Origin of the sequence: Shinella sp. S4-D37, from assembly GCF_040812195.1 — a bacterium.
Taxonomy (GTDB): domain Bacteria; phylum Pseudomonadota; class Alphaproteobacteria; order Rhizobiales; family Rhizobiaceae; genus Shinella.
This window is the reverse complement of sequence record NZ_JBFNXL010000005.1, coordinates 3,371,706-3,396,242: the sequence shown is the minus strand read 5'-3', so window position 1 is coordinate 3,396,242 and position 24,537 is coordinate 3,371,706. Positions and strand designations below refer to the sequence as shown.

Below are 24,537 nucleotides of genomic sequence, written 5' to 3'. Positions count from 1 at the left end.
CCTTGATTTTTCGGGATCAAAGCTCGATATCGGGCCAAACCCCTTGGAAGATGCAATTCGGAGTACGTCATGACCGACGAGAACAAGAAACATGGACCTGACGAAGCGGTCGAGAGCACCATCGCCGCCGACACGTTCGCGCCGGAGGAGGCGGACGCCCCGGCAGAGCCGGATCCGGTCGATATGCTGCGGGCGGAAAATGCCGATCTCAGGGACAAGTACCTGCGTCTCGCCGCCGAGATGGACAATCTGCGCCGGCGCACCGAGCGCGACGTGAAGGACGCCAAGTCCTATTCGGTCGCCGGTTTCGCGCGTGACATGCTGGCCGTGTCCGACAACCTGCGCCGGGCCCTGGATGCCATTCCGGCCGAAGCGCAGGCCGCGGGAGACCCTGGGCTGAAGGCGCTGGCAGAGGGCGTGGAGATGACCGAGCGCTCCATGCTCGCCGCTCTCGAGCGCCATGGCGTGCGCAAGCTCGAGCCGGTCGGCGAGAAGTTCGACCCGAACTTTCACCAGGCCATGTTCGAAGTGCCGAACCCCGAGGTCGCCAGCAACACGGTTGTGCAGGTCGTGCAGGCCGGCTACGTCATCGGCGAGCGCGTGCTGCGCCCGGCCATGGTCGGCGTTTCCAAGGGCGGCCCGAAGCAGCCCGCCGGCGAGGCGAACGCCGCGCAGGCCTGATCCCGCGACAGGACAAAGAAAAACCGGCGGTCGCAAGAACCGCCGGTTTTTTAATGCGCATTGCGCAAATGCTCCAGATTTTTGTTTTTACCGCATTCTCCGACGCCGAAGCGACTTCGCTTCGGCTGGAAATGCTCTAGGCCGCGTTCGACGCCTGTTCCTCGCTGAGGCAGGCGTAGATGGCGCTCTCGCTGTCGGAGGCGCGCAGTTTTGCGACCATTGCGGGGTCGCGCAGCACGCGGGCGATGCGCGACAAGGCCTTGAGGTGATCCGCACCGGCACCTTCCGGGGCCAGAAGCAGGAAGACGAGGTCGACCGGCTGGTCGTCCAACGCCTCGAAGTCCACGGGGGTTTCGAGCCTCGCGAAGAGGCCGGTGATCTGCGAAAGCTCCTTCAGCTTGCCGTGCGGGATGGCGATGCCATTGCCCACGCCGGTCGAACCGAGCCGCTCGCGCTGAAGGATGACGTCAAAAATCTCGCGTTCCGGAAGCCCGGTGATCTTTGCCGCTTTCGTCGCCAGTTCCTGAAGCAATTGCTTCTTGGAATTGGCCTTCATCGCCGGAATAATCGCACTCTGCTGCAGCAAACCTGCCAATGCCATGCTTTTGTCCTCGTGCGCTGGGTGAAGGTTTGAAGAGGCGTGGCGCCCGTCCCGGCGCCACGCTCCCGTCACTCAGCCTTTGATATTGGCCGGGTCGATCCAGCCAATATTGCCGTCGTTGCGTCGGTAGACGATATTGAGCTGCTCCGACCCGGCGCTGCGGAAGAGAAGAACCGGCTCGTCCGTCAGGTCGAGCGCCATGACGGCGCTGGCGACGGACATGGTCCTGAGTTTCTTCGTGCTTTCCGCAACGATGGTCGGCGCGTAGTCCTCGGGAAGCTCGTCGTCTTCGTCGGGGACCGAATCCATCACCGTGTATGCCACTTCTGCAAAGGCATCATGACCGTTGCCGTTGTGGTGATCCTTGAGCTTGCGCTTGTACCGACGCAGGCGCTTCTCGATCCGTTCGGAGGCCGATTGGAAGGCCGCCAGGGGATCGTTCGCTTCGCCGTTCGCCTGCAAGGCCATGCCGGTATCGAGGTGCACCTTGCAATCGGCGCTGTACCGCGACCCCGCTTTTTCCACGGTAACCTGGCTCGAATATCCTCCGTCGAAATATTTGGTTACGGCCTCTCCGACCTGCTCTTCAATGCGCTGACGGAAAGTTTCACCGATTTCCATATGTTTACCGGATACACGCACACTCATGGAGGTTTCCTCTCTTTCGTGATTTGCGTGCAACAGTCTATTCCAACCTTACCCACGTTCCAAGCGTTTCACGCATGCGCTGTTTATTGCGTCGCACGCTCCAGAAAAGCGGGGATATGTCTGGAATTCCGGCCTGCCTTCCCTTCGGAAGTGGGCCGCGCATTAGCCCGTCCCGTCAGCGAAGTCAATTCCCGGGTTCACGCATTCTTAACGTCCGTCACGGGCAAACGCCGGTTCTCCCGGCTTTGTTTCATGAAGCGGCGGCTTTTGCGAGCGCCCGCTTTTCCCGCCGCCGCTGCACGGAGGAGGGGATGTTCATCGCCTCGCGGTATTTCGCCACGGTGCGCCGGGCAAGGTCGACGCCCCCTTCGCGCAGGGCCGCGACGATATCGTCGTCCGAGAGCACGGCCTCGGGGGATTCCTGGGCGATCATCGCACGGATGCGGTGGCGCACGCTTTCGGCCGAATGGGAATCGCCGCCCTCCGCCGAGCCGATCGACACGGTGAAGAAATATTTCAGCTCGAACAGGCCGCGCGGCGTCAGCATGTACTTGTTCGAGGTGACGCGGCTCACCGTCGATTCGTGCATCTTGATCGCCTCGGCGATCGTCTTCAGGTTCAAGGGGCGCAGGTGATCGACGCCGTGCACCAGGAAGGCATCCTGCTGGCGCACGATCTCGCTCGCCACCTTCATGATGGTGCGGGCGCGCTGGTCGAGGCTGCGCGTCAGCCAGTTGGCCGTCTGCAGGCATCCGTTGAGGAAGCCGTAATCGGCGCTGTCGCGGCTGGTGCGGCTGGAGACGGAGACGTAGTAGTCGCGATTGACGAGGACGCGCGGCAAGGTGTCCGCGTTGAGCTCGACATGCCAGGTGCCGTCCGCGGCGGCGCGCACGACGATATCCGGCACCACGGCCTCCGCGGCGCTCGTCTCGTAGCGCGTGCCGGGCTTCGGGTCGAGCTTGCGGATCTCCGCGAGCATGTCGATGAGGTCTTCCTCGCCGACGCCGCACAGCTTCTTCAGCGTGGTGAAATCGCGCCGGGCGAGCAGTTCGAGATTGTCGACGAGCACCGCCATGGCCGGGTCGAGCCGGTCCTTCGCCTTCAACTGGATAGCAAGGCATTCGCTGAGCGAGCGGGCGAAGACGCCTGTCGGATCGAGCTCCTGCAGGCGGTAGAGCACGCGGTCGACCTCGGCGACCGGCTTGGCGAGGCGCAGCGCCGTCTCGGCCGTGCTGCCCTGCAGATAGCCGGCCTCGTCGAGCTGGTCGACGAGGTGCAGGGCGACCAGCCGGTCGACCGGATCGGGAAGGAGGAACGGGATCTGCTCGTTCAGCACGTCGCGTAGCGTCTTGCGGCTCGCCACGAAGTCGTCGAGATCGTAGCCGTCGCTGTCCTGGCCGCCGCCGGGCATGGATTTCCACTGGCCGAGGAGTTCAGGCGCGTCGGCCGCCCGCGGGCCGGCATCGTCGGGAAAGACGTTGTCGAGGCCGCCGTCGAGCGTTTCGGGCGCGCTGCCGGCGCTGCCGCCGGTGGCGTTGTCGTAGAGATCGGGCTGGAAACCGTCCTCGCCGCCGCCTTCGGCCGGGTCGCGCTCTTCGTTCGGCAGGGCATGGTCCTCGCCGCCCCGCTCAACCTCCCGCGGGCCTTCATCGCCGGAGGCGACCTCCAGCAGCGGATTCTTCTCGACTTCCTGCGCGATGAACTGGTTGAGTTCGACATGCGTCATCTGCAGGAGCTGGATGGACTGCATGAGCTGGGGTGTCATCACCAGCGACTGGTTCTGGCGCAGGAAAAGGCTGGCTGCAAGTGCCATGCGGACGCTCTACTCCCCGGGAAAGCGGCCCCCGTCCGGCGGGACGGGGCGGCGAAATCCAACTGGCCCAAAAATTGCTTTTTTGATGGGTTTGGTCAAGCGCGAGCGGCGAACTTGGTGAAGATAGCGGCGATCGGGCAGGGGGGCTTGGGTCAGAGGCTGAAATTATCGCCAAGATAGAGGCGGCGCACATCCGGATTGGCGACGATGTCGTTCGCCCGGCCATGGGTCAGCACTTCGCCGGCATGGATGATATAGGCCCGGTCGATGAGGCCGAGCGTCTCGCGCACATTGTGGTCGGTGATGAGGACGCCGATGCCGCGCGAGGTGAGATGGCGCACCAGCGCCTGGATGTCGGCGACGGAGATCGGATCGACGCCGGCGAACGGCTCGTCGAGCAGCATGAAGGTCGGATCGGTCGCAAGCGCCCGGGCGATCTCGAGCCGCCGCCGCTCGCCGCCCGACAGCGCGATGGCCGGCGATTTGCGAAGATGCGAGATGGAGAATTCGGCGAGCAGGCTGTCGAGCTTCTGCTCGCGACGCGCCTTGTCCTTGTCGTGCACTTCGAGCACGGCGCGGATGTTCTCCTCCACCGTCAGGCCGCGGAAGATCGAGGCTTCCTGCGGCAGGTAGCCGACGCCGAGGCGGGCGCGGCGATACATCGGCATGGTGGTGACGTCGTTGCCGTTGATCTCGATGGAGCCCACATCGACCGGCACGAGGCCGGTGATCATGTAGAAACATGTGGTCTTACCCGCGCCGTTCGGGCCGAGCAGGCCGACGGCCTCGCCGCGGCGCACGACCAGCGACACGCCATTGACGACGCAGCGGTCGCGGTAGCTCTTGGTCAGCCCGCGGGCAATGAGGGTCCCGTCGTAGCGCGAAAGATCGGCGCTGCGCTGGGGCTCCGGCGCGGCCTTCCTCGGGCGGCGCGTCAGGCGGGAGAACAAAGAAGAGGACACGGGTTCGGCGCTATATCAGTTCGTGGTCTTGCGGGACTTGGGGTCGAGCTGGATCATGACCCGGCCGCCGCAGGCGTCGAGCTTGGCCTCGCCCGTGCGCATGGCCACGGTGAGCTGGCAGCCGACGAAGACGTTCTTGCCTTCCGACAGCACGACCTTCTCGCCCTTCAGGAGCAGCGTCTCGTTGACGAGGTTGAACGTGCCGGTGTCGGCCGTCGCTTCCTGTGTGCCGGACTTCAGATAGACCTTTTCCGAGACGTCGATCTTCTCGATATCCGCATCGCCGCTTGCCACCGAGCCGCCGCCGCCGGCGGCATAGTAGACGACCATCTTGCCCGCCTGCAACGTCGTCGTCCCCTGCACGACCTTCACATTGCCGGAAAACTCGGCCTTGTTCTCCTGGTCGCGGATCTCGAGCTTGTCGCTCTGGATCTGGATCGGCTTGTCGTTCGAAAGCTGCATGCCCTTCATGCGGCTCGACGTCTGCTGGGCGCCCGCGGGAACCGAGACCAGCGCGAGGCCTGCGGCAAGAACGGAGATGCTGGCGGCCCGGAGCGGGGCGGAGAGAGTGGCGAACATGGCGCTCTTACTTTTCTCGGTTGCGGATGGCGGCGGGGTCGACGTCGACGACGACCTTGCCTTCGAAAACGACGATCCGGCCTTTATCCGTCATTCTCAGCGACTGCGCAACAATGGATGCTTCGCGCGAGCGGATGGAAACCGGCTCCTGCGTCGACATGTTGCCGCCGTCGATATCGAGATGGGCGGAGCGAAAGGCGGCTTCGAGGCCGGTGCTGAGGCTGATGGTGAAGGGGGCGACCATGTCGAGCAGGTTCCTGCCGCGGTCGTAGACGCCGGTGGTGGCGGCGACCTCGGCGATCGTGCTCTCGTTGACCGGCACCTTCGCCTTGATGTTTTCGAGCGTCAGCACGTCGGGCTGCTTCATGTCCTGCAGCGCGCGCTCGGCCTTCATGGAATAGCTGACGCCGTCCTTGTTGCGCCCGGAGATCGCCGGATTGCGCATGACGATCTTGCCGTCCTCGATGGTGGCGCTTTCGACCTGGAGATTGGACGGGACGTAGGTGCGCACGATCGACACGACGGCGAAGACGGCGCCGATGAGGATGGCGGCGACCGGCAGGGCGATCTTCAGGACGCGCACGCGCGCAGAGTGCCGCGTCGCCAGGCGGTAAGCCGCGGCGGAAGCGCCTATGCCCTGTGCACCCGACGGTGCTTCTGTCACGGTGTCCAGCATTGTGCCTGCAAGATAGAGTGCCGGTATGGCCTTCGCTGCGAAACGAGGGGCCATCTCGATAACGGGCCCCATATGGCGATTATTCCTCAACAAACAATGTCTGCCCAGGAAAGTTCAGCGACGAATTGCCATTTGCGTCTGGAATGCCATATCGATAGGGCCTTCGGCAAGCCACCCCGTGACCGGGTGGCCACCAGAGTTAGGGACAGGGAATGGATCACTCCGCCATCGCCGACCGCCGGCAGCTCCGCCGCAAGCTTACCTTCTGGCGCATCCTCGCCATCGGGATCGCGCTTCTCGCCGTCTTCGCCGCGACCGCCTGGCGCTGGCCCGGCAGCGGCGCGCGCGACCATATCGCGCGCGTCAGCATCAGCGGCATCATCCAGGACGACGCCGAACTCCTGGAACGTCTCGACCGCATCGCGCGCAACGACCGGGCCCAGGCGCTGGTGGTGACGATCTCCTCGCCCGGCGGCACCACCTATGGCGGCGAGGTGCTCTTCAAGGCGCTGCGCAAGGTGGCGGAGAAGAAGCCGGTCGTCTCGGACGTGCGCACGCTCGCCGCCTCGGCCGGCTACATGATCGCGACGGCCGGCGACACGATCGTCGCGGGCGAAAGCTCGATCACCGGCTCCATCGGCGTGCTCTTCCAGTACCCGCAGATGAAGGAGCTGATGGACAAGATCGGCGTCTCGCTGGAGGAGATCAAGTCCGCGCCGCTGAAGGCCGAGCCCTCGCCCTTCCATCCGGCGAGCGAGGAGGCCAAGACGATGATCCGCGCCATGGTGATGGACAGCTACGACTGGTTCGTCGACCTCGTCGTCGAGCGCCGCAAGCTGCCGCGCGCCGAGGTGCTGCGCCTTGCCGACGGCAGCATCTTCACCGGCCGCCAGGCGCTTGCCGCCAAGCTGGTCGACCGGCTCGGCGGCCCCGAGGAGATCCGCGCCTATCTCGACGAGCGCAAGGTGTCGGCCGACCTTCCCTTCGTCGACTACCGGCCGACGAACCGCTCCGGCTTCTCCTTCATGGGCGTCGGCATGCGCGAATTGGCTCGCTCCATCCTCGGCCTGCCCGTCGACCTTCAACCGACGATCGAAAAGCTGACCGGCGAAAAGTTGTTTCTTGACGGTCTGGTCTCGGTTTGGCAGGTTGATCGCGATTGAAAGACAAGATTTTTGAGGGGGATACAGTGATCAAATCGGAACTGGTTCAGATTGTCGCCGCGCGCAATCCCCACCTTTATCACCGCGACGTCGAGAATATCGTCAACGCGGTGCTCGATGAGATCACCGACGCGCTGGCCGGCGGAAACCGGGTGGAGTTGCGCGGCTTCGGTGCCTTCTCCGTCAAGAACCGCCCCTCCCGCTCGGGACGCAACCCGCGCACGGGTGACGCGGTCTTCGTCGAGGAGAAGTGGGTTCCCTTCTTCAAGACCGGCAAGGAGCTGCGCGAGCGGCTGAACCCCGGCCAGGCCGACCAGGACGACTGAAACGCGGGCGCCCGACCGGCGCCTTGCGCCAGAAAGGCGACGCCATGATCAAGAGAATAGTCAACATCCTCGTGCTCATCCCGGTCGGCATCGTGCTGATCGTGCTGTCGGTGGCGAACCGGCAATCGGTGACGCTGGCCCTCAACCCGTTCCGGCCGGAAGACAGCGTGCTTTCCGTCACCGCGCCCTTCTTCGTCTATCTCTTCCTCGCGGTGATCGTCGGCCTCGTCATCGGCTCGCTCGCCACCTGGTTCACCCAGGGAAAATACCGCAAGCGCGCCCGCGTCGAGGCGGGCGAGGCGGTGAAGTGGCATACCGAAGCCGAAAAGCACAAGACCCGCGCCGAGGCCATCGCCTCGCAGGCGGTGCTGCCCGCTTCCGGGAAGTAAGCCTCTTTCCGCCTTACGCCGCGCCGCCGTCCAGCTTCGCGCCGAGATCGGCGAAGAACTGCGTCGCGAGCTTCTTCGACGTCGAATCGATGAGGCGCGAGCCGAGCTGGGCGAGCTTGCCGCCAATGTGCGCCTTCACGTCATAGGCGAGGATCGTGCCGTCGCCGTCCTCGGTGAGCCGCACGTCCGCGCCGCCCTTGGCAAAGCCGGCAATGCCGCCCTTGCCCTCGCCGGAGATCGTATAGCTTTCGGGCGGGTTGAGGTTCGACAGCGTCACCTCGCCGCTGAAGCTCGCCGAGACGGGCCCGATCTTGATCTTCACCGTCGCTTCCAGTTCGGTCGGCGATTTCATGGTGAGCGACTGACAGCCCGGGATGCAGGCCTTCAGCACGTCCGGATCGTTGAGCGCCGCCCAGACGGCCTCGCGCGGGGCAGCAATGCGTTCTTCGCCGGACATGTCCATGATCGATCCTCCCTCGTCGGACCGAAACTATCGCAATCGGAAAGCGCTTTGCCAAGTGGGGGAGGGATGGTATGGGGACCGTTCGTTTTCCGGCGCTGCCGGCCAGTTTCAACCGACGACGGACGATCGATCGTGAAGGACAGACACCGCCGGCCGAAGAGCGGCCCCGCCGCGCCCGTGAAGGCGCGCGCCGAGAGGACCCCGGCAGCAAAGGCCCCCGCCCCGCCGAAGAAGGAGCCGCGCCCGGCGCCCGAGGCGCCAGCGCGCGCCCTGATACGCCGTACGGGCGAGAAACCGGCCGAGCGCGTGCCGGTCATCCTCGAAACGGCGGGCTCCGACCAGTACCGCCTGATCGACAGCGGCGCCGGCGAGAAGCTCGAACAGTATGGCCCCTACCGCATCGTGCGGCCGGAAGCGCAGGCGCTCTGGCAGCGCGGCCTTCCGGGCATCTGGGACAAGGCCGATGCCCTCTTCACCGGCGATACGGACGAGGACGGCATGGGGCGCTGGAAATTCCCCAGGGCGGCGCTCGGCGAGACCTGGCCGATGCAGCTGCTCGGCGTCGATTTTCACGGCCGCTTCACCGCCTTCCGCCATGTCGGCGTCTTCCCGGAGCAGCTCGCCCACTGGCGCTGGATGAAGGAGAAGGTCGAGACGGCCGGCCGGCCCGTCAAGGTGCTGAACCTCTTCGGCTATACCGGCGTCGCCTCGCTCGTCGCCGCAAGCGCCGGCGCGGAGGTCACCCATGTCGACGCTTCGAAGAAGGCGATCGGCTGGGCGCGCGAGAACCAGACGCTCGGCCGCATGGAAAAGCTGCCGATCCGCTGGATCTGCGAGGATGCGATGAAGTTCATCCAGCGCGAGGAGCGCCGCGGCAGCAAGTACGACATCATCCTCACCGACCCGCCGAAATTCGGCCGCGGCCCGAACGGCGAGGTCTGGCATCTTTTCGATCACCTGCCGCTGATGCTCGACATCTGCCGCGACATCCTTTCGCCGAAGGCGATCGGTCTCGTGCTGACGGCCTATTCGATCCGCGCGAGCTTCTATTCCATCCACGAACTGATGCGCGAGACCATGCGCGGTGCCGGCGGCACGGTGGAATCGGGCGAACTCGTCATCCGTGAGAGCGGGCCGGAGGGCAAGGATGCCGGCCGCGCGCTCTCCACCTCCCTCTTCAGCCGATGGGTCAGCGCATGAGCCACGATCATTCCCCAACGCGCCGCGTCGGTCAGGTAAAGGAGGTGACGAGCCTTTCCAACCCGATCGTCAAGGACATCAAGGCGCTCGCCAACAAGAAGGACCGCGACGAGACGAAGAGCTTCATGGCCGAAGGCCTGAAGCTGGTCATCGACGCGCTGGAACTCGGCTTCGAGATCCGGACGCTGGTCTATGCCAAGAACGTCAAGGAAAAGCCGCAGGTCGTGCAATGCGCGACGAAGACGGTGGCGCGCGGCGGACTGGTGCTGGAGGTCAGCGAGAAGGTGCTCGCCTCGATCACGCGGCGCGACAATCCGCAGATGGTCGTCGGCATCTTTTCGCAGCGCTGGACGAGCCTGAAAGACCTGAAGCCGAAGGCCGGCGAGACCTATGTGGCGCTCGACCGGGTGCGCGACCCCGGCAATCTCGGCACGATCATCCGCACGGCGGATGCGGCGGGCGCGAGCGGCGTCATCCTCGTCGGCGAGGCGACCGATCCCTTCTCGATGGAGACCGTACGCGCTACCATGGGCTCGGTCTTCGCCATGCCGCTGGTCAAGACGAACGTCGCCGATTTCCTCGCCTGGAAGAAGACGGCGGGCGTGGAGGTCGTCGCGACCCACCTTGCCGGCGCCGTCGATTACCGCACCATCGACTACAGGAAGAAGCCGGTCGTTCTGCTGATGGGCAACGAGCAGTCCGGCCTGCCGGACGAGCTTGCCCGCGCGGCGGATGCGCTTGCCCGCATCCCCCAGGCCGGCCGCGCCGATTCGCTCAATCTCGCCATCGCCACCGGCGTCATGCTCTTCGAGGCCCGTCGTCACCTCCTGACGCTGGAAGCCCGCGCATGAGCGAACGCATTCCGCTGATGTCCCGGCCGGTGCCCGTCATCGTCGTCATCCTCCTGGCGCTCGCCGTCGACCAGGCGATAAAATTCGCCGTCGAGATGTGGCTTCCCTTCCAGGAGGCGGTGCCGGTGATGCCGATGCTGGCGCTCTACCGCACCTACAATTACGGCGTCGCCTTCTCCATGCTCTCGGGCATGGAGGCCTGGTTCATCATCACGCTGCGGCTCTTCGTCGTCGGCTTCGTCGCGTGGCTCTGGCGCCAGACACCGAAGGCGCGGGGCTTTGCCCATACTGGCTATGCCTTCATCATCACCGGCGCCTTCGGCAACATCATCGACAAGGTGCTCCTCGGCTACGTCATCGACTATGTGCTCTTCCATACGCAGACCTGGTCCTTCGCGGTGTTCAACCTCGCCGACACGTTCATCACCGTCGGCGCCGCGCTCGTCATCCTCGACGAACTCCTCCTTCTGCGCCGGCGCGATCGTTAAAATTCGAGCGACTTGCTGAAGCCGATTTGAACGGTCCGCATGCTATGCGGGCATTCATGAGCGAACCCGTCAAGCTACAAGAGCGGCTCGAGGCCGAATTTGCCGAAGCGCCGCGTCGTTCCGCCCGCGTGCCCCTGCAGCAGGAGGGGGTGGTCGCGACGACCGCGCCCGCTCCGGAGAACCATGCGACGGTGCGCAACGTGATCGCCGGCGCCGGCTTCTTGTTCGGCGCGCTCGTCCTGGCCACGGGCCTTGCCGCCGGGTTCTATGTCGCGGCCGCCGCGCTCGGCCTTGCCGGCATTGCCGGCGCGGTCTTCCTCCTGCGCACGCGCCGTCCCGTCACCGGCGTCGAGGCGACGCACGACCGCTCCTGGGAGCGCAGCGAGACCTCGGAAATCCTTTCCGCCATCCATGACGCGCTCGGCGATATCGTCGTCATGCGCGCGCTCGACGGCCGTATCCTCAGCGCAAACGCCGTTCTTTCCGAGCTGACGGGCGCAAGCGACGTCGTCGGGCGGACCTGCGAGGCGCTCGGCCTCACCTTCCGCTCGCAGGCCATCGCCCATCGCTACGATGTCGACGTCGAAGGCCCGGGGGGCAGCCGCATCTATTCCTGGCACGATGTCACCGTGCGCGATCCGGTGTCCGGCGACCTCGTCGTGCATTCCATCGCCCGCGACGTCACCGAGGAGCGCCGTGCCGAGAGCGAGCGAGAGCGCGCCCGCCAGCGCGCCGAGGAGGCGAGCGCGGCGAAATCCCGCCTGCTCGCCACCGTCAGCCACGAGATCCGCACGCCGCTTTCGGGCATTCTCGGCATGTCGCACCTTATCGGCCAGACGCGGCTGACCGCCGAGCAGAAGAACTACCTCGCCGGCATGCGCCAGTCCGGCCACGCCCTCGTCCAGCTCGTCGACGACCTCCTCGATTTCTCCACCATCGAGGCCGGCCGCTTCCAGCTCCGTCCCTCGGAGGAGCCGGTGCGCCCGATGCTGGAGAGCGTCGTGGAGATGCTGTCGCACCGCGCCCATGAGAAGGGCATCGAGATCGGTTCCTTCGTCTCGCCCGACGTGCCGGGCCTCCTGCTCTACGATGCGCCGCGTCTGCGCCAGGTGCTCTACAACGTCGTCGGCAATGCGGTGAAATTCACCCATGCGGGCGGCGTCTTCCTGGAAACCACGCTCGGTCGCGGCGCCGTCGTCATCCGCGTCACCGATAGCGGCCCCGGCATGAATGCCGAGGAGCAGGCCCGCATCTTCCACGAATTCGAGCAGACCGGAAGCGCTGCGCAACGCAGCGGCGGCACGGGCCTTGGCCTTGCCATCTCCGCCCGCATCCTCAGCGAGGCCGGCGGCCGGCTGACGCTGGAAAGCACGCCCGGCAAGGGCAGCACCTTCACCATCCGCATGCCGGTCGAGCGCCCGCACAGAGCCGCGGGCGCGGGTGGTGGCGCGCGCAAGGGCGTCTTGAAGGGCAGCCTCGTCTTTCTGCTGGCGCCGGCCGGCCCGGCCTCCCGGGCGCTGGTGCGCACCATCGATGCGCTCGGCGGCACCTGCCACCTCGCAACCGGGCTCGACGAGGCGCTCGACCTTGCCGAGGGCCTTGCCGGCAGGAGGGCCGAACTGACCGACATCATCGTCGACAACCGCCTTGCCGGCGTCTTCCGGCGGGAACTGGCCGAGCTCGCCGTCTTCCGCGACAGCCGCGCGCGCCGCATCTATCTCGTCAATCCGGAAGAGCGCGGCGGCCGCGCGATCGGCAATGGCGAGGGCTACGATTCCTGGCTCATCCGGCCGCTGCGCGAGCGTTCGCTGGTCGAGGTGCTGCGCGGCCGCATGAAGGGCATCGAGGTGCGCGACGCGATCAACGACAACCGCCCGATCCTGAAGGACCTGCCGCCTGCCGCCGCCGAGCCGGCGGAGACGCCCGCGACGGGCGCCCGCATCCTCCTGGCCGAGGACGACCCGGTCAACGCCATGCTGGTGCGTTCCGTGCTCGAGCGGGCCGGCCATACGGTGCGCCATGTGCCCGACTATACGGCCCTCGTTGCCGCGCTCGCCGGCGCGACGGATGCCGGCCCCTTCGCCGCCGATCTCGTCCTCACCGACCTCGGCATGCCGGGCGGCGAGGGCAAGGAGATGATCGCCCGCATCGTGCGGTGCGATTACGGCAATGCCCGCCTGCCCGTCGTCGTGCTGACGGCGGACAGCCGCGCGGGGCTGCGCGAGGCGCTTCTGGCGATGGGCGCCGACGCCGTGCTGGCCAAGCCCGCCGATCCCGCCGTGCTGATCGCGGAAATCGCCCGCCTTTCCCGGCGCGCGCCGGCCTGACCTTCGCCGGCTCACGGCTTTTCGCTATCCAAGCCGGTCCCGCGTCATTATCCTGTTGCAGAATCGTGGTTAAAACCGCGAAGTTTCGTTTGACGGATACATTGCCATGACGCTCGACCTCGCCCAGACCATCGCACCGGCAGAGCTTCCCCGCAAGACGGCCCCCGCCGCGGGCCGCTCGGGCACAGACGTGCTCGGCCGCATCGGCAATCTCGAAACGCGCATCGCCCGCTCGGTGACGGAGATCGACGCGGCCCAGGCCGTGCGCTACCGCGTCTTCGCCGAGGAGATGCAGGCGCAGCTTTCGCCCGACGCCGTGCGCCGCAAGCGCGATATCGATGCCTGGGACATGGTCTGCGACCATCTCCTCGTGCTCGACACCTCGATCGAGGGCGATGCGGAGGAGCAGATCGTCGGCACCTACCGCCTGCTGCGCCAGGATGTCGCCGCCGTTTCCGGCGGCTTCTATTCCCAGTCGGAATTCGACGTGGACGCGCTGACCGCGCGCCATCCGGAAAAGCGCTTCATGGAGCTCGGCCGCTCCTGCGTGCTGCCGGCCTATCGCACCAAGCGCACGGTGGAACTGCTCTGGCAGGGCAACTGGGCCTATTCGCTGACGCACGGCATCGACGTGATGTTCGGCTGCGCCTCCTTCCACGGCATCGTGCCGGAGGAGCATGCGCTGGCGCTTTCCTTCCTGCATCACAATGTGCTGGCCAAGGACGAGTGGAGCGTTTCGGCCCGGCCGGAACTCTTCCGCACCATGGACCTGATGCCGTCGGAAGGCATCGACACGCGCAAGGCGCTTTCCGCCCTGCCGCCGCTCATCAAGGGCTATCTGCGCCTCGGCGCGGCCGTCGGCAGCGGTGCCGTCGTCGATCACGGCTTCAACACCACGGACGTCCTGATCGTGCTGCCGATCGGCAAGATCTCTGGCCGCTATCTCAACTATTACGGCGCGGATGCCGGGCGTTTCGCCAGCTGATGCGAAGAGGCAGTAGGCGATAGCCAATAGGCAGGGGGATTGAAACCCTGCTGCCTGTTCATGCTACTGCCTACTGCCTACTGCCTAAACACCGGAATTGTAGGCGGCCAGCGCCGCCATGTTGACGATGTCGCTGTCCTTCGCGCCCATCGAGACGATCTGCACCGACTTGTCGAGGCCGACGAGCAGGGGGCCGATGACGGTGGAGCCGCCGAGTTCCTGCAGCATCTTTGTCGAGATCGATGCCGAGTGGAACGCCGGCATGACGAGCACGTTGCCGGGCGCCGAGAGGCGGCAGAACGGATATTGCTCCATGATGCGCGGATTGAGCGCCACATCGGCCGCCATCTCGCCGTCATATTCGAAATCGACGCGGCGGCGGTCGAGGATCTTCACCGCCTCGCGCACCCGCTCCGAACGCTCGCCCGAGGGATGGCCGAAGGTGGAATAGGCGAGCATGGCGACGCGCGGCTCGTAGCCGAGGCGGCGGGCAAGGCCGGCCGCTTCCTCCGCGATGTCGGCCAGTTCCTCCGAGGAGGGCATGTCATGCACGGCGGTGTCGGCGACGAGGACGGCGCGGCCGCGGCAGAGCGCCAGCGAGGCGCCTATGACCCGGTGGCCGGGCTTGGCGTCGATGCAGCGGCGCACGTCTTCCAGCGCGGTGGAATAGTTGCGGGTGAGGCCCGTCACCATGGCGTCCGCATCGCCGAGCGCCACCATGCAGGCGGCGAAGTGGTTGCGGTCGTTGTGGATCAGGCGCTGGGCGTCGCGGTAGAGGAAGCCCTTGCGCTGCAGGCGGGCATAGAGATAGTCGATGTAGACATTGTTGCGCTTGGAAATGCGGGCATTGACCAGCTCGATGCCGGGCCGGTCGAGGTCGATGCCTGCGCGTTCCGCCGTCTCGCGGATGTGCTCCTCGCGGCCGAGCAGGATGGCGGTGCCGAGCTGCTGGTTGGCATAGGACACGGCGGCGCGCATCATCTGCTCTTCCTCGCCCTCGGCGAAGACGACGCGCTTCGGCTGGCGCCGCACGCGGGCATAGATCTGCTGGAGCGTCGAGGCGATCGGGTCGCGGCGTGCCCTGAGATCACGGGCGTAGGCGTCGAGGTCGGGGATGTTCTTGCGCGCGACGCCGGTCTCCATCGCGGCCTTGGCGACGGCGACGGGGATGGCCGAGATCAGCCGCGGGTCGAACGGCACGGGAATGATGTACTGCGCGCCGAAGCGCGGGCGCACGCCCTGGTAGGCGGCGGCGACGTCGTCCGGCACGTCTTCCTTGGCGAGATGGGCGAGCGCCTCGGCCGCGGCGATCTTCATCGCGTCGTTGATGGTGGAGGCGCGCACGTCGAGTGCGCCGCGGAAGATATAGGGGAAGCCGAGGACGTTGTTGATCTGGTTCGGATAATCCGAGCGGCCGGTGGCGACGATCGCGTCGTCACGGATGCGGGCGACTTCTTCCGGCGTGATCTCCGGGTCGGGATTGGCCATGGCGAAGATGATCGGCCGCGGCGCCATGGAGCGGATCATGTCTTCCGAAAGGGCGCCTTTGGCCGAAAGGCCGAAGACGACGTCGGCGCCGTCCATGGCTTCAGTGAGCGTGCGGCGGTCGGTCTTCACCGCATGGGCGGATTTCCACTGGTTCATGCCATCTTCGCGGCCCTGGTAGATGACGCCCTTGGTGTCGCAGAGGATGACGTTCTCCGGCGCAAAGCCCATCGACTTGATGAGCTCGATACAGGCGATGGCGGCCGCCCCCGCGCCGTTGCAGACGAGCTTCGTCGTCTTGAAGTCGCGGCCGGTCAGCGCCAGCGCGTTGATCAGGCCGGCGGCGGCGATGATGGCGGTGCCGTGCTGGTCGTCGTGGAAGACCGGGATGTCCATCAGTTCGCGCAGGCGCTGCTCGATGATGAAGCAGTCGGGCGCCTTGATGTCTTCCAGGTTGATACCGCCGAAGGAGGGGCCGAGATAACGCACGCAGTTGATGAACTCGTCGACATTCTCGGTGTCGACCTCAAGGTCGATCGAATCGACGTCGGCAAAGCGCTTGAAGAGCACCGACTTGCCTTCCATCACCGGCTTGGAGGCGAGCGCGCCGAGATTGCCGAGGCCGAGGATGGCCGTGCCGTTCGAGATGACGGCGACCATGTTGCCGCGCGTCGTGTAGTCGTAGGCGGTGGCCGGATCCGCGGCAATGGCCTTCACCGGCACCGCGACGCCCGGCGAATAGGCCAGCGAAAGGTCGCGCTGCGTCGCCATCGGCTTGGTCGGCGTGATCTCCAGCTTGCCGGGGCGCCCGGACGCGTGGAAATCCAGTGCTTCCGTATCGGTGACTGTTGCCCTCTGGCGATCGGATTTGTCGGTTCCCGGCATGCTTCCCCCTCACACTCCTGTGGGCGATAGGCCCATAACTCCTCGCAGGTGTTGTTTTCTATAGCGCCCCATGGCTAGGGTGACACCTCTTTTTTGGGAAGAACTGACTCTCCGTGAACGATCAGATCGTGCGTCCGAACGATATCCTGTCGACGGCAGACCTTGCCAGTGACGAAAGCCGCGCATCGGCAACGCCGATGATGGAGCAGTATATCGAGATCAAGGCGGCCAATCCGGACAGCATGCTGTTCTATCGCATGGGCGATTTCTACGAACTGTTCTTCCAGGACGCCGTGGATGCTGCCCGCGCGCTGGGCATTACGTTGACGAAGCGCGGCCAGCATATGGGCCTCGATATCCCCATGTGCGGCGTTCCCGTTCATGCCGCCGACGACTATCTGCAGCGGCTGATCGCCATCGGCTTCCGCGTCGCGGTCTGCGAGCAGGTGGAGGATCCGGCGGAGGCGAAGAAGCGCGGTTCGAAATCCGTCGTGCGGCGCGATGTCGTGCGCCTCGTCACGCCGGGCACGCTGACCGAGGAAAAGCTGCTCTCGCCCTCCGACGCCAACTACCTGATGGCCGTCGCGCGCATCCGCGGCGGGGCGGAACCGTCGATGGCGCTCGCCTGGATCGATATCTCGACCGGCATCTTCCGCCTGTCGGAAACCGGCCAGAGCCAGCTTCTGGCCGATATCCTGCGCATCGAGCCGCGCGAACTGATCGTGCCGGACACGCTGTTCTACGATCCGGAGTTCCGTCCGATGCTCGATGTGCTCGGGCGCGTCGCCGTTCCGCAACCGGCCGTGCTTTTCGACAGCGCGACGGCGGAGGGCCGCATCGCCCGCTATTTCGGCGTCTCGACGCTCGATGGGTTCGGCACCTTCTCCCGTGCCGAATTTGCCGCCGCCTCGGCGGCCGTCGCCTATGTGGAGAAGACGCAGATCGCCGAGCGTCCGCCGCTCGGCCGGCCGGAGCGGGAAAGCTCCGCCTCCACACTGTTCATCGATCCGGCAACGCGCGCCAATCTCGAACTGGTGCGCACGCTCTCCGGCGAGCGTTCCGGCACGCTCCTGAAGGCGATCGACCGCACGGCGACGGGCGGCGGCGCGCGGCTGCTCGCCGAGCGGCTGATGTCGCCGCTGACCGATCCGGACACGATCAACGCCCGGCTCGATTCGATTGCCGCCCTCAGCGACCGGCCCTCCTTCTGCGAGGACCTGCGCGCGGTACTGAAGCGGCTGCCCGACATGCCGCGCGCCCTGTCGCGCATCGCGCTCGGCCGGGGCGGGCCGCGTGATCTCGGCGCGATTTTGCAGGGCCTTTCGATTTCCGGCGACGTCGCCCGGCTGATGGCCGCCGAGGGGTTGCAGGGCGAGCTTGCCGAGGCCGCGCGGGCCATCGGCGCACTGCCGCTCGACCTTTCGCACCGGCTGGCGGTGATGCTCGCCGACGAACTGCCGCTCTTGAAGCGCGACGGCGGCTTCATCCGCGAGGGCGCGGATGGCGAACTCGACGAGATGCGGGCGCTGCGCGACCAGTCGCGCCGCGTCATTGCCGGGTTGCAACTGCAATATGCCGAGGAAACGGGCGTCAAGTCGCTGAAGATCAAGCACAACAACGTGCTCGGCTACTTCATCGAGGTCTCCGCCGGCAACGCCGCGGCGCTGACGGAGGGCGACGAGGCGAAGGCGCGCTTCATCCACCGCCAGACCATGGCCGGCGCCATGCGCTTCACCACGACGGTGCTGTCCGAGCTGGAAACCAAGATCGCCAATGCCGCCGACCGGGCGCTCGCCATCGAGCTTGCCGCCTTCACTAGCCTCGTCGATGCCGTGGTCGCCGAGGCCGAGGCCATCAAGGCGGCCGCGCGGGCGCTCGCCGTCGTCGATGTCTCCGCCGGGCTTGCGGCGCTTGCCGAGGAGCAGGCCTATTGCCGGCCCGTCGTCGACCGCTCCACCATGTTCGCCATCGTCGGCGGGCGGCACCCGGTCGTCGAACAGGCGCTGCGCCGCCAGCAGGCCGCCGCCTTCGTCGCCAATTCCTGCGACCTCTCGCCCGCCGACGGCAAGGGCCACGGCGCGATCTGGCTGCTCACCGGCCCGAACATGGGCGGTAAGTCGACCTTCCTGCGCCAGAACGCGCTCATCGCCATCCTCGCCCAGATGGGCGCCTATGTGCCGGCCGAAAGCGCCCATATCGGTATCGTCGACCGGCTCTTCTCGCGCGTCGGCGCGTCGGACGACCTTGCCCGCGGTCGCTCCACCTTCATGGTGGAAATGGTCGAGACGGCGGCGATCCTCAACCAGGCGACCGACCGGTCCCTCGTCATCCTCGACGAGATCGGCCGCGGCACGGCGACCTTCGACGGCCTTTCGATCGCCTGGGCCGCCGTCGAGCACCTGCACGAGGCCAATCGCTGCCGCGGCCTCTTCGCCACGCATTTCCACGAACTGACCGTGCTGTCGGAAAAGCTCGGCCGTCTTTCCAACGCCACGATGCGCGTCAAGGAATGGGACGGCGACGTGATCTTCCTGCACGAGGTCGGCCCGGGTGCGGCGGACCGCTCCTACGGTATCCAGGTGGCGCGCCTTGCCGGCCTGCCGCCGTCGGTGGTCTCGCGCGCCAAGGACGTGCTGGCCAAGCTTGAGGACGCGGACCGCAAGAATCCGGCAAGCCAGCTCATCGACGACCTGCCGCTGTTCCAGGTTGCGGTGCGCCGCGAGGAGAGCCAGCGCGGCTCCGCTCCGTCGAAGGTGGAGACGCTGGTGAAGGATCTCAACCCGGACGACATGACGCCGCGCGAGGCGCTGGACGCCCTCTATGCGCTGAAGAAAGAGCTTGGCAATCGCTAGCGCCTGAGGTCATTGTCCTCGCCTGCGGAAAGGGTCTATAGCGCATGCGAACCGAACGGGCGATCGACGAGAAGCGGGACGCAAGCCGGCATCCGATGGAAAAGAAACTTCTGGCGCCGGCCGATTCCGGCCTGATCGACGTGCCGGCGCTGCGTGCCCGATGCGAGTTCATCGCCAGCACTAATGCCGATTACCGCGACCGCATGCGCCGCGAATTGCTGGCCGAGTTCAAGAAGGCGAATGCCGCTGGCCGCGCGCGGGCGCGCGAACTGCTTTTTGTCGATGGCAGCGGCCTGCAATGCGCCGCCCGCATTTCCTGGCTCCAGGACCAGTTGATCGCCGTCCTGCACGATTTCGCGCTCAACCATGTCTTCAGCGCCGGCCAGGCACCGCCCGCCGCCCGCATCACGGTGACGGCCGTCGGCGGCTATGGCCGCGGCACGCTGGCACCGGGCTCGGATATCGACCTGCTCTTCCTCCTGCCGGTAAAACCCGCCGCCTGGAGCGAGCCGGCCATCGAGTTCATGCTCTACATCCTGTGGGATCTCGGCTTCAAGGTCGGCCATGCGACGCGCAATCTGGAGGAATGCATCCAGCTCTCCAAGAGCGACATGACGATCCGCACGGCGATCCTCGAAGCGCGCTACATCTGCGGCTCGGTGGCCCTCTTCGAGGATCTTGCCCTCCGCTTCGACCGCGAGATCGTCCGCGGCACCGGCCCGGAATTCATCGCGGCGAAGCTCGCCGAGCGCGACGAGCGGCATCGCAAGGCCGGCGACACGCGCTATCTCGTCGAGCCGAACGTCAAGGAAGGCAAGGGCGGGCTTCGCGACCTGCACACGCTGTTCTGGATCGCCAAGTATTTCTACCATATCCGCGACCCCGCCGAACTGGTGAAGCTCGGCGTCCTGTCGCGCCAGGAATACAAGCTCTTCCAGAAGGCGGACGACTTCCTCTGGGCCGTGCGCTGCCACATGCATTTCCTGACGGGCAAGGCGGAGGAGCGGCTTTCCTTCGATATCCAGCGCGAGATCGCCGAATGCCTCGGCTACCAGCCGCATCCCGGTCTTTCGGCGGTCGAGCGCTTCATGAAGCACTATTTCCTCGTCGCCAAGGACGTCGGGGACCTGACGCGCATCTTCTGCGCCACGCTTGAGGACCAGCAGGCCAAGGAAGCGCCGGGCATCAGCGCCGTCATCAGCCGCTTCACCCGCCGCACGCGCAAGATCGCCGGCACGCTGGATTTCCTGGAAGACCGCGGCCGCATCACCATCGCCGATGCCGACGTCTTCAAGCGCGATCCCGTCAACCTGATCCGGCTCTTCCACATCGCCGACATCAACGGGCTGGAATTCCATCCCGATGCGCTGAAGCAGGTCACGCGCTCGCTGAAGCTCGTCAATGCCGCCCTGCGCGAGAACGAGGAGGCGAACCGTCTCTTCCTGTCGATCCTCACATCGCCGCGCGATCCCGCGCTTATTCTCCGCCGCATGAACGAGGCGGGCGTGCTCGGCCGGTTCATTCCGGATTTCGGCAAGATCGTCGCGATGATGCAGTTCAACATGTATCACCACTATACGGTCGACGAGCACCTGATCCGCGCGGTCGGCGTGCTGGCGGATATCGACCAGGGCCGCGAGAAGAACGCCCATCCCCTGAGCTACCAGATCATGCCCGGCGTGGAGGACCGCATATCGCTCTATGTCGCCGTGCTGTTGCACGATATCGCCAAGGGCCGGCCGGAGGACCATTCGGAGGCGGGCGCGAAAGTCGCGCGCAAACTCTGCCCGCGCTTCGGGCTCTCGCCGAAGCAGACCGAGCTCGTCGTCTGGCTGATCGAGGAGCACCTGACCATGTCGATGGTCGCGCAGACCCGCGACCTCAACGACCGCAAGACCATCGTCGACTTCGCCGAGAAGGTGCAGTCGCTGGAGCGGCTGAAGATGCTGCTCGTGCTGACGGTCTGCGACATCCGCGCCGTCGGCCCCGGCGTGTGGAACGGCTGGAAGGGCCAACTGCTGCGCACGCTCTATTACGAGACCGAACTCCTGATCTCCGGCGGCTTTTCCGAACTGTCGCGCAAGGAGCGCGCCCAGGCGGCGCGGGACATCCTCTCCGGCGCGCTTCCGGCCGAATGGAGCCAGAAGGACCGCAAGACCTATACGCGGCTGCACTACGATCCCTACCTGCTGACCGTCTCGCTGGAAGACCAGGTGCGCCATGCCGCCTTCATCCGCGAGGCGGACAAGGCAGGCAAGCCGCTGGCGACGATGGTGCGCACGCATTCCTTCCACGCCATCACCGAGATCACCGTGCTCTCGCCCGACCATCCGCGCCTCCTGACGGTGATTGCCGGGGCCTGCGCGGCCGCTGGCGCCAACATCGTCGATGCGCAGATCTTCACCACCTCCGACGGCCGGGCGCTGGACACGATCCTCGTCAACCGCGAGTTCCCGAACGATGCCGACGAGACGCGCCGGGCCGGCACGATCGGCCGGATGATCGAGGACGTGCTCTCCGGCCGCAAGCGCCTGCCGGAGGTGATCGCCACCCGCACGAAGAGCCGCAAGCGCAACCGCACCTTCACCGTCTCGCCCGCCGTGACGATCTCCAACACGCTGTCGAACAAGTTCACGGTGATCGAGATCGAGTGCCTCGACCGCCCCGGCCTCCTGTCCGAGGTGACGGCGGTGCTGTCGGACCTGTCGCTCGACATCGCCTCGGCCCATATCACCACCTTCGGCGAGAAGGTCATCGACACCTTCTACGTCACCGACCTCGTCGGCCAGAAGGTCACCAACGACAACCGGCAGGCCAACATCGCCGCGCGGCTGAAGGCCGTCATGGCGGACGAGGCGGACGAGCTGCGCGACCGCATGCCGCCCGGCATGATCGCGCCCGTCGTCGCCGCGTCGAAGAGGATCAGGACGGAACAATGAGTCTGGTGAGAAAATTCGCGACCGTCGGCGGCGCGACGCTGGGCAGCCGCGTGCTCGGCTTCGCGCGCGAAACGCTGATGGCGGCCGCGCTTGGCACCGGGCCGATGGCCGACGCCTTCTACGCCGCCTTCCGCTTCCCCAATCTCTTCCGCCGGCTCTTCGCCGAGGGGGCCTTCAACGCCGCCTTCGTGCCGCTCTTCGCCAAAGAGATCGAGGCCGGCGGCATCGACGGCGCGAAGCGCTTTTCCGAGGAGGTCTTCGGCGTCCTCTTCACCGTGCTCCTGATGCTGACCATCGCGATGGAACTCCTGATGCCGCTCATCGTCGCCTGGATCATCGCGCCGGGCTTCGTGGGCGACGCGGAGAAGTTCGACGTCACGGTGAAGCTCGCCGTCGTCATGTTCCCCTATCTCATGTGCATGTCGCTGACGGCGATGCTGTCGGGCATGCTGAATTCGCTGCACCACTATTTCGCCGCCGCCGTCGCGCCCGTCTTCCTCAACGTGGTGCTGATCGGCGCGCTCGGCTATGCGCTCTGGCAGGGCGCCTCGCCGCTGGAAACGGCCTGGTATCTCTCCTGGGGCGTGCTCGCCGCCGGCCTTCTGCAGATGGCCGTGCTCTATGCGGGCGTGCGCCATGCGGGCATGAAGATCGGCTTTCGCCGGCCGCGCATGACGGCGAACGTCAAGCGCCTGCTGTGGCTCGCCTTCCCGGCGGCCGTGACGGGCGGCATCACGCAGATCAACCAGCTCATCGGCCAGATGATCGCCTCCACCAAGGACGGCGCGATCTCGGCCCTGCAATATGCCGACCGCGTCTACCAGCTTCCGCTCGGCGTCGTCGGCATCGCCGTCGGCGTGGTGCTGCTGCCGGAGCTGGCACGCGCGCTGAAGGGCGGGCAGGAGCGCGAGGCGGGCAACCTGCAGAACCGTTCGCTGGAATTCGTGCTCTTCCTGACGCTGCCGGCCGCCGGCGCCCTCTGGGTCATCTCCGACGAGATCGTGCGCGTGCTCTACGAGCGCGGCGCCTTCAGCCCGCAGACCACGGCCATCGTTGCGGGCACGCTCGCCATCTACGGCCTCGGCCTGCCGGGTTTCGTGATGATCAAGGCGCTCAATCCCGGCTTCTTCGCCCGCGAGGATACCAGGACGCCGATGCGCATCACGCTGCTGTCGGTGGTCGTCAACTGCATCCTTGCCGTCACGCTCTTCCCGCTGTTCTTTGAGCGCGGCATCGCCACCGCCGAAGCCGTCTCCGGCTGGCTGACGGCGCTGCTTCTCTTCGTCACGCTGGTGCGGCGCGGCCACTGGGCGCTGGAAAAGGCGCTGCTCTGGCGCGTCGCGCGCCTGCTGGCCGCGACCGTCGTCATGGCCGCGGCGCTCGACTACGCCTCCCTCTATCTCGCCGACCGCCTGGCCTCCGCCGCGCCGCTCTACGAGCAACTGGCGGCGCTCGGCCTGCTGATCGTCTTCGCCATGATCGTCTATTTCTCCGTCGCCTTCCTCATCGGCGGCGCGGATCTCGGCATGATCCGGCGCAATCTCAAGCGCAAGGCCAAGGCCGCGCCGGGCGAGGAAAGCACGGAATAGACTGCCTCAGCGTGTCGCGAACCGTGCACCTCTGGCAAGGCGCGCCAGTCCGCGGCAATAATGCCAGCTGCGTCTCGGCCCGACGTCGACATGCACGATGCCGTTGCAATAGGTGCCGACGCCGCCGATGGCCGGCGCGGATCTTGCGGCCGCGACGATCCGCTTCACCGACACGCCAGGGACGCGTATGTCGGCGGCGAGGCATTTGCGATGCAGCGAGCCCTTGCGTCCGTTGAAGCGATAGCCGGATGTCACGAGCGGCCGCCGCCCGACCTGTCGGGCGATATGGGACAGGATGCCTCGCAATTTTCCGGGGAAGCATCGGTGCCGCACGCGCGGCGTCTGGACGGTATAGATCTTTGCCGCGGCCTTCTCGGTCCTTGCGGCATGTTTGTGCTTGCCGTTTGCCGCCGCTTCGCTCGCGAAGAACGAAGCCAGCGCCATCATGCAGGCAAGCAGGGTCGAACAGCTTTTTCGCATGGCACACTCCGGTTTGCGCCTTTGCGTCGAAACGCGGCTTGTCAAAACCTGTGTCCCCGATCCCGGCCGGGAGAGAAGGCCCGAAAAATGTCATTTATGAGGAGTGGCTGATGGGCCGGCAGCCCGGCCGCGCGGGGCGGTCTTGATCGCTGCCG

Annotated in this window: 21 protein-coding genes; 12 read left to right on the top strand and 9 right to left on the bottom strand. The window is 66.2% G+C overall.

Features of this window, described 5'->3' with window-relative positions; genetic code table 11:
- Positions 1-69: 69 nt before the first annotated feature.
- Entirely contained in the window at positions 70-681 is a 612-nt protein-coding gene (grpE, locus tag AB3G45_RS24135; RefSeq protein ID WP_367832947.1) for a nucleotide exchange factor GrpE, read from the top strand.
- Positions 682-817: 136 nt separating this feature from the next.
- On the opposite strand, the gene ptsN is transcribed toward grpE, so the two are convergent.
- From ptsN to lptC, 6 genes are all read right to left on the bottom strand, one after another.
- Entirely contained in the window at positions 818-1,282 is a 465-nt protein-coding gene (ptsN, locus tag AB3G45_RS24130; RefSeq protein WP_023516844.1) for a PTS IIA-like nitrogen regulatory protein PtsN, read from the bottom strand.
- A 72-nt stretch (positions 1,283-1,354) separates the two neighbouring features.
- Entirely contained in the window at positions 1,355-1,930 is a 576-nt protein-coding gene (gene raiA / locus AB3G45_RS24125) for a ribosome-associated translation inhibitor RaiA (RefSeq protein WP_367832946.1), read from the bottom strand.
- Positions 1,931-2,180: 250 nt separating this feature from the next.
- Positions 2,181-3,743, bottom strand: coding sequence for an RNA polymerase factor sigma-54 (gene rpoN / locus AB3G45_RS24120; RefSeq protein WP_367832945.1), 1,563 nt, complete (start codon positions 3,741-3,743; stop codon positions 2,181-2,183).
- A 152-nt stretch (positions 3,744-3,895) separates the two neighbouring features.
- Positions 3,896-4,681, bottom strand: a complete 786-nt coding sequence (lptB, locus tag AB3G45_RS24115) for an LPS export ABC transporter ATP-binding protein (RefSeq protein ID WP_064332362.1) — start codon at positions 4,679-4,681, stop codon at positions 3,896-3,898.
- 39 nt (positions 4,682-4,720) lie between these two features.
- Positions 4,721-5,284 carry an LptA/OstA family protein gene (locus tag AB3G45_RS24110; RefSeq protein WP_367832944.1) on the bottom strand — a complete coding sequence of 188 codons (564 nt, stop codon included), beginning with the start codon at positions 5,282-5,284 and terminating at the stop codon, positions 4,721-4,723.
- A gap of 7 nt (positions 5,285-5,291) precedes the next feature.
- Positions 5,292-5,960, bottom strand: coding sequence for an LPS export ABC transporter periplasmic protein LptC (lptC, locus tag AB3G45_RS24105; RefSeq protein WP_367832943.1), 669 nt, complete (start codon positions 5,958-5,960; stop codon positions 5,292-5,294).
- A 212-nt stretch (positions 5,961-6,172) separates the two neighbouring features.
- Between lptC and sppA the strand changes: the two genes are divergently transcribed.
- The 3 genes from sppA to AB3G45_RS24090 are packed head-to-tail and all read left to right on the top strand — an operon-like array spanning position 6,173 to position 7,838.
- Positions 6,173-7,123: a signal peptide peptidase SppA gene (gene sppA, locus AB3G45_RS24100; RefSeq protein ID WP_367832942.1), complete on the top strand. Its 951-nt coding sequence runs from the start codon at positions 6,173-6,175 to the stop codon at positions 7,121-7,123.
- Positions 7,124-7,131: 8 nt separating this feature from the next.
- Positions 7,132-7,449 (top strand): integration host factor subunit beta, encoded by a 318-nt coding sequence (locus AB3G45_RS24095; protein ID WP_160858077.1) that lies wholly within the window; start codon positions 7,132-7,134, stop codon positions 7,447-7,449.
- Positions 7,450-7,493: 44 nt separating this feature from the next.
- Positions 7,494-7,838, top strand: coding sequence for a DUF1049 domain-containing protein (locus AB3G45_RS24090; protein ID WP_367832941.1), 345 nt, complete (start codon positions 7,494-7,496; stop codon positions 7,836-7,838).
- A gap of 13 nt (positions 7,839-7,851) precedes the next feature.
- On the opposite strand, the gene AB3G45_RS24085 is transcribed toward AB3G45_RS24090, so the two are convergent.
- Positions 7,852-8,301 (bottom strand): carbon monoxide dehydrogenase subunit G, encoded by a 450-nt coding sequence (locus AB3G45_RS24085; RefSeq protein ID WP_367832940.1) that lies wholly within the window; start codon positions 8,299-8,301, stop codon positions 7,852-7,854.
- A gap of 132 nt (positions 8,302-8,433) precedes the next feature.
- Here AB3G45_RS24085 and AB3G45_RS24080 point away from each other — a divergent pair, with 132 nt between their 5' ends.
- The 5 genes from AB3G45_RS24080 to AB3G45_RS24060 all read left to right on the top strand — a co-directional run bounded on the left by AB3G45_RS24080 (position 8,434) and on the right by AB3G45_RS24060 (position 14,152).
- Positions 8,434-9,501 (top strand): class I SAM-dependent methyltransferase, encoded by a 1,068-nt coding sequence (locus AB3G45_RS24080; RefSeq protein ID WP_367832939.1) that lies wholly within the window; start codon positions 8,434-8,436, stop codon positions 9,499-9,501.
- A complete protein-coding gene (locus tag AB3G45_RS24075; protein WP_367832938.1) occupies positions 9,498-10,352 on the top strand; it encodes a TrmH family RNA methyltransferase in 855 nt (284 codons plus the stop codon). Before AB3G45_RS24080 ends, AB3G45_RS24075 begins: the two co-directional genes overlap by 4 nt.
- The gene (lspA, locus tag AB3G45_RS24070) at positions 10,349-10,840 is read left to right on the top strand and encodes a signal peptidase II (protein ID WP_367832937.1); all 492 of its coding nucleotides are present in this window, start codon (positions 10,349-10,351) and stop codon (positions 10,838-10,840) included. The genes AB3G45_RS24075 and lspA overlap by 4 nt, the downstream gene beginning before the upstream one ends.
- Before the next feature lie 56 nt (positions 10,841-10,896).
- The gene (locus AB3G45_RS24065) at positions 10,897-13,167 is read left to right on the top strand and encodes a hybrid sensor histidine kinase/response regulator (protein ID WP_367832936.1); all 2,271 of its coding nucleotides are present in this window, start codon (positions 10,897-10,899) and stop codon (positions 13,165-13,167) included.
- Between the two features lie 106 nt (positions 13,168-13,273).
- Positions 13,274-14,152, top strand: coding sequence for a GNAT family N-acetyltransferase (locus tag AB3G45_RS24060; protein WP_367832935.1), 879 nt, complete (start codon positions 13,274-13,276; stop codon positions 14,150-14,152).
- 84 nt (positions 14,153-14,236) lie between these two features.
- On the opposite strand, the gene AB3G45_RS24055 is transcribed toward AB3G45_RS24060, so the two are convergent.
- The gene (locus tag AB3G45_RS24055) at positions 14,237-16,522 is read right to left on the bottom strand and encodes an NADP-dependent malic enzyme (RefSeq protein ID WP_367832934.1); all 2,286 of its coding nucleotides are present in this window, start codon (positions 16,520-16,522) and stop codon (positions 14,237-14,239) included.
- Between the two features lie 113 nt (positions 16,523-16,635).
- Between AB3G45_RS24055 and mutS the strand changes: the two genes are divergently transcribed.
- The 3 genes from mutS (at position 16,636) to murJ (ending at position 23,902) form a co-directional block, all read left to right on the top strand.
- Positions 16,636-19,374, top strand: a complete 2,739-nt coding sequence (gene mutS, locus AB3G45_RS24050; protein WP_367832933.1) for a DNA mismatch repair protein MutS — start codon at positions 16,636-16,638, stop codon at positions 19,372-19,374.
- A gap of 95 nt (positions 19,375-19,469) precedes the next feature.
- Positions 19,470-22,313, top strand: a complete 2,844-nt coding sequence (locus AB3G45_RS24045; protein WP_367833664.1) for a [protein-PII] uridylyltransferase — start codon at positions 19,470-19,472, stop codon at positions 22,311-22,313.
- Complete coding sequence (gene murJ / locus AB3G45_RS24040) at positions 22,310-23,902, top strand: murein biosynthesis integral membrane protein MurJ (protein WP_367832932.1); 1,593 nt, start codon at positions 22,310-22,312, stop codon at positions 23,900-23,902. Before AB3G45_RS24045 ends, murJ begins: the two co-directional genes overlap by 4 nt.
- Before the next feature lie 6 nt (positions 23,903-23,908).
- On the opposite strand, the gene AB3G45_RS24035 is transcribed toward murJ, so the two are convergent.
- On the bottom strand, positions 23,909-24,382 hold the full coding sequence (locus AB3G45_RS24035) for a YcbK family protein (RefSeq protein ID WP_367832931.1): 474 nt from the start codon (positions 24,380-24,382) through the stop codon (positions 23,909-23,911).
- Positions 24,383-24,537: the final 155 nt, after the last annotated feature.

Coding starts and splice junctions, on each gene's coding strand:
- murJ (WP_367832932.1), top strand. CDS start 22,310: ATGAGTCTGGTGAGAAAATTCGCGACCGTCGGCGGCGCGACGCTGGGC.
- AB3G45_RS24065 (WP_367832936.1), top strand. CDS start 10,897: ATGAGCGAACCCGTCAAGCTACAAGAGCGGCTCGAGGCCGAATTTGCC.
- AB3G45_RS24085 (WP_367832940.1), bottom strand. CDS start 8,301: ATGGACATGTCCGGCGAAGAACGCATTGCTGCCCCGCGCGAGGCCGTC.
- AB3G45_RS24045 (WP_367833664.1), top strand. CDS start 19,470: ATGGAAAAGAAACTTCTGGCGCCGGCCGATTCCGGCCTGATCGACGTG.
- grpE (WP_367832947.1), top strand. CDS start 70: ATGACCGACGAGAACAAGAAACATGGACCTGACGAAGCGGTCGAGAGC.
- AB3G45_RS24090 (WP_367832941.1), top strand. CDS start 7,494: ATGATCAAGAGAATAGTCAACATCCTCGTGCTCATCCCGGTCGGCATC.
- AB3G45_RS24110 (WP_367832944.1), bottom strand. CDS start 5,284: ATGTTCGCCACTCTCTCCGCCCCGCTCCGGGCCGCCAGCATCTCCGTT.
- sppA (WP_367832942.1), top strand. CDS start 6,173: ATGGATCACTCCGCCATCGCCGACCGCCGGCAGCTCCGCCGCAAGCTT.
- lptC (WP_367832943.1), bottom strand. CDS start 5,960: ATGCTGGACACCGTGACAGAAGCACCGTCGGGTGCACAGGGCATAGGC.
- raiA (WP_367832946.1), bottom strand. CDS start 1,930: ATGAGTGTGCGTGTATCCGGTAAACATATGGAAATCGGTGAAACTTTC.
- AB3G45_RS24060 (WP_367832935.1), top strand. CDS start 13,274: ATGACGCTCGACCTCGCCCAGACCATCGCACCGGCAGAGCTTCCCCGC.
- AB3G45_RS24075 (WP_367832938.1), top strand. CDS start 9,498: ATGAGCCACGATCATTCCCCAACGCGCCGCGTCGGTCAGGTAAAGGAG.
- AB3G45_RS24055 (WP_367832934.1), bottom strand. CDS start 16,522: ATGCCGGGAACCGACAAATCCGATCGCCAGAGGGCAACAGTCACCGAT.
- rpoN (WP_367832945.1), bottom strand. CDS start 3,743: ATGGCACTTGCAGCCAGCCTTTTCCTGCGCCAGAACCAGTCGCTGGTG.
- ptsN (WP_023516844.1), bottom strand. CDS start 1,282: ATGGCATTGGCAGGTTTGCTGCAGCAGAGTGCGATTATTCCGGCGATG.
- lspA (WP_367832937.1), top strand. CDS start 10,349: ATGAGCGAACGCATTCCGCTGATGTCCCGGCCGGTGCCCGTCATCGTC.
- AB3G45_RS24035 (WP_367832931.1), bottom strand. CDS start 24,382: ATGCGAAAAAGCTGTTCGACCCTGCTTGCCTGCATGATGGCGCTGGCT.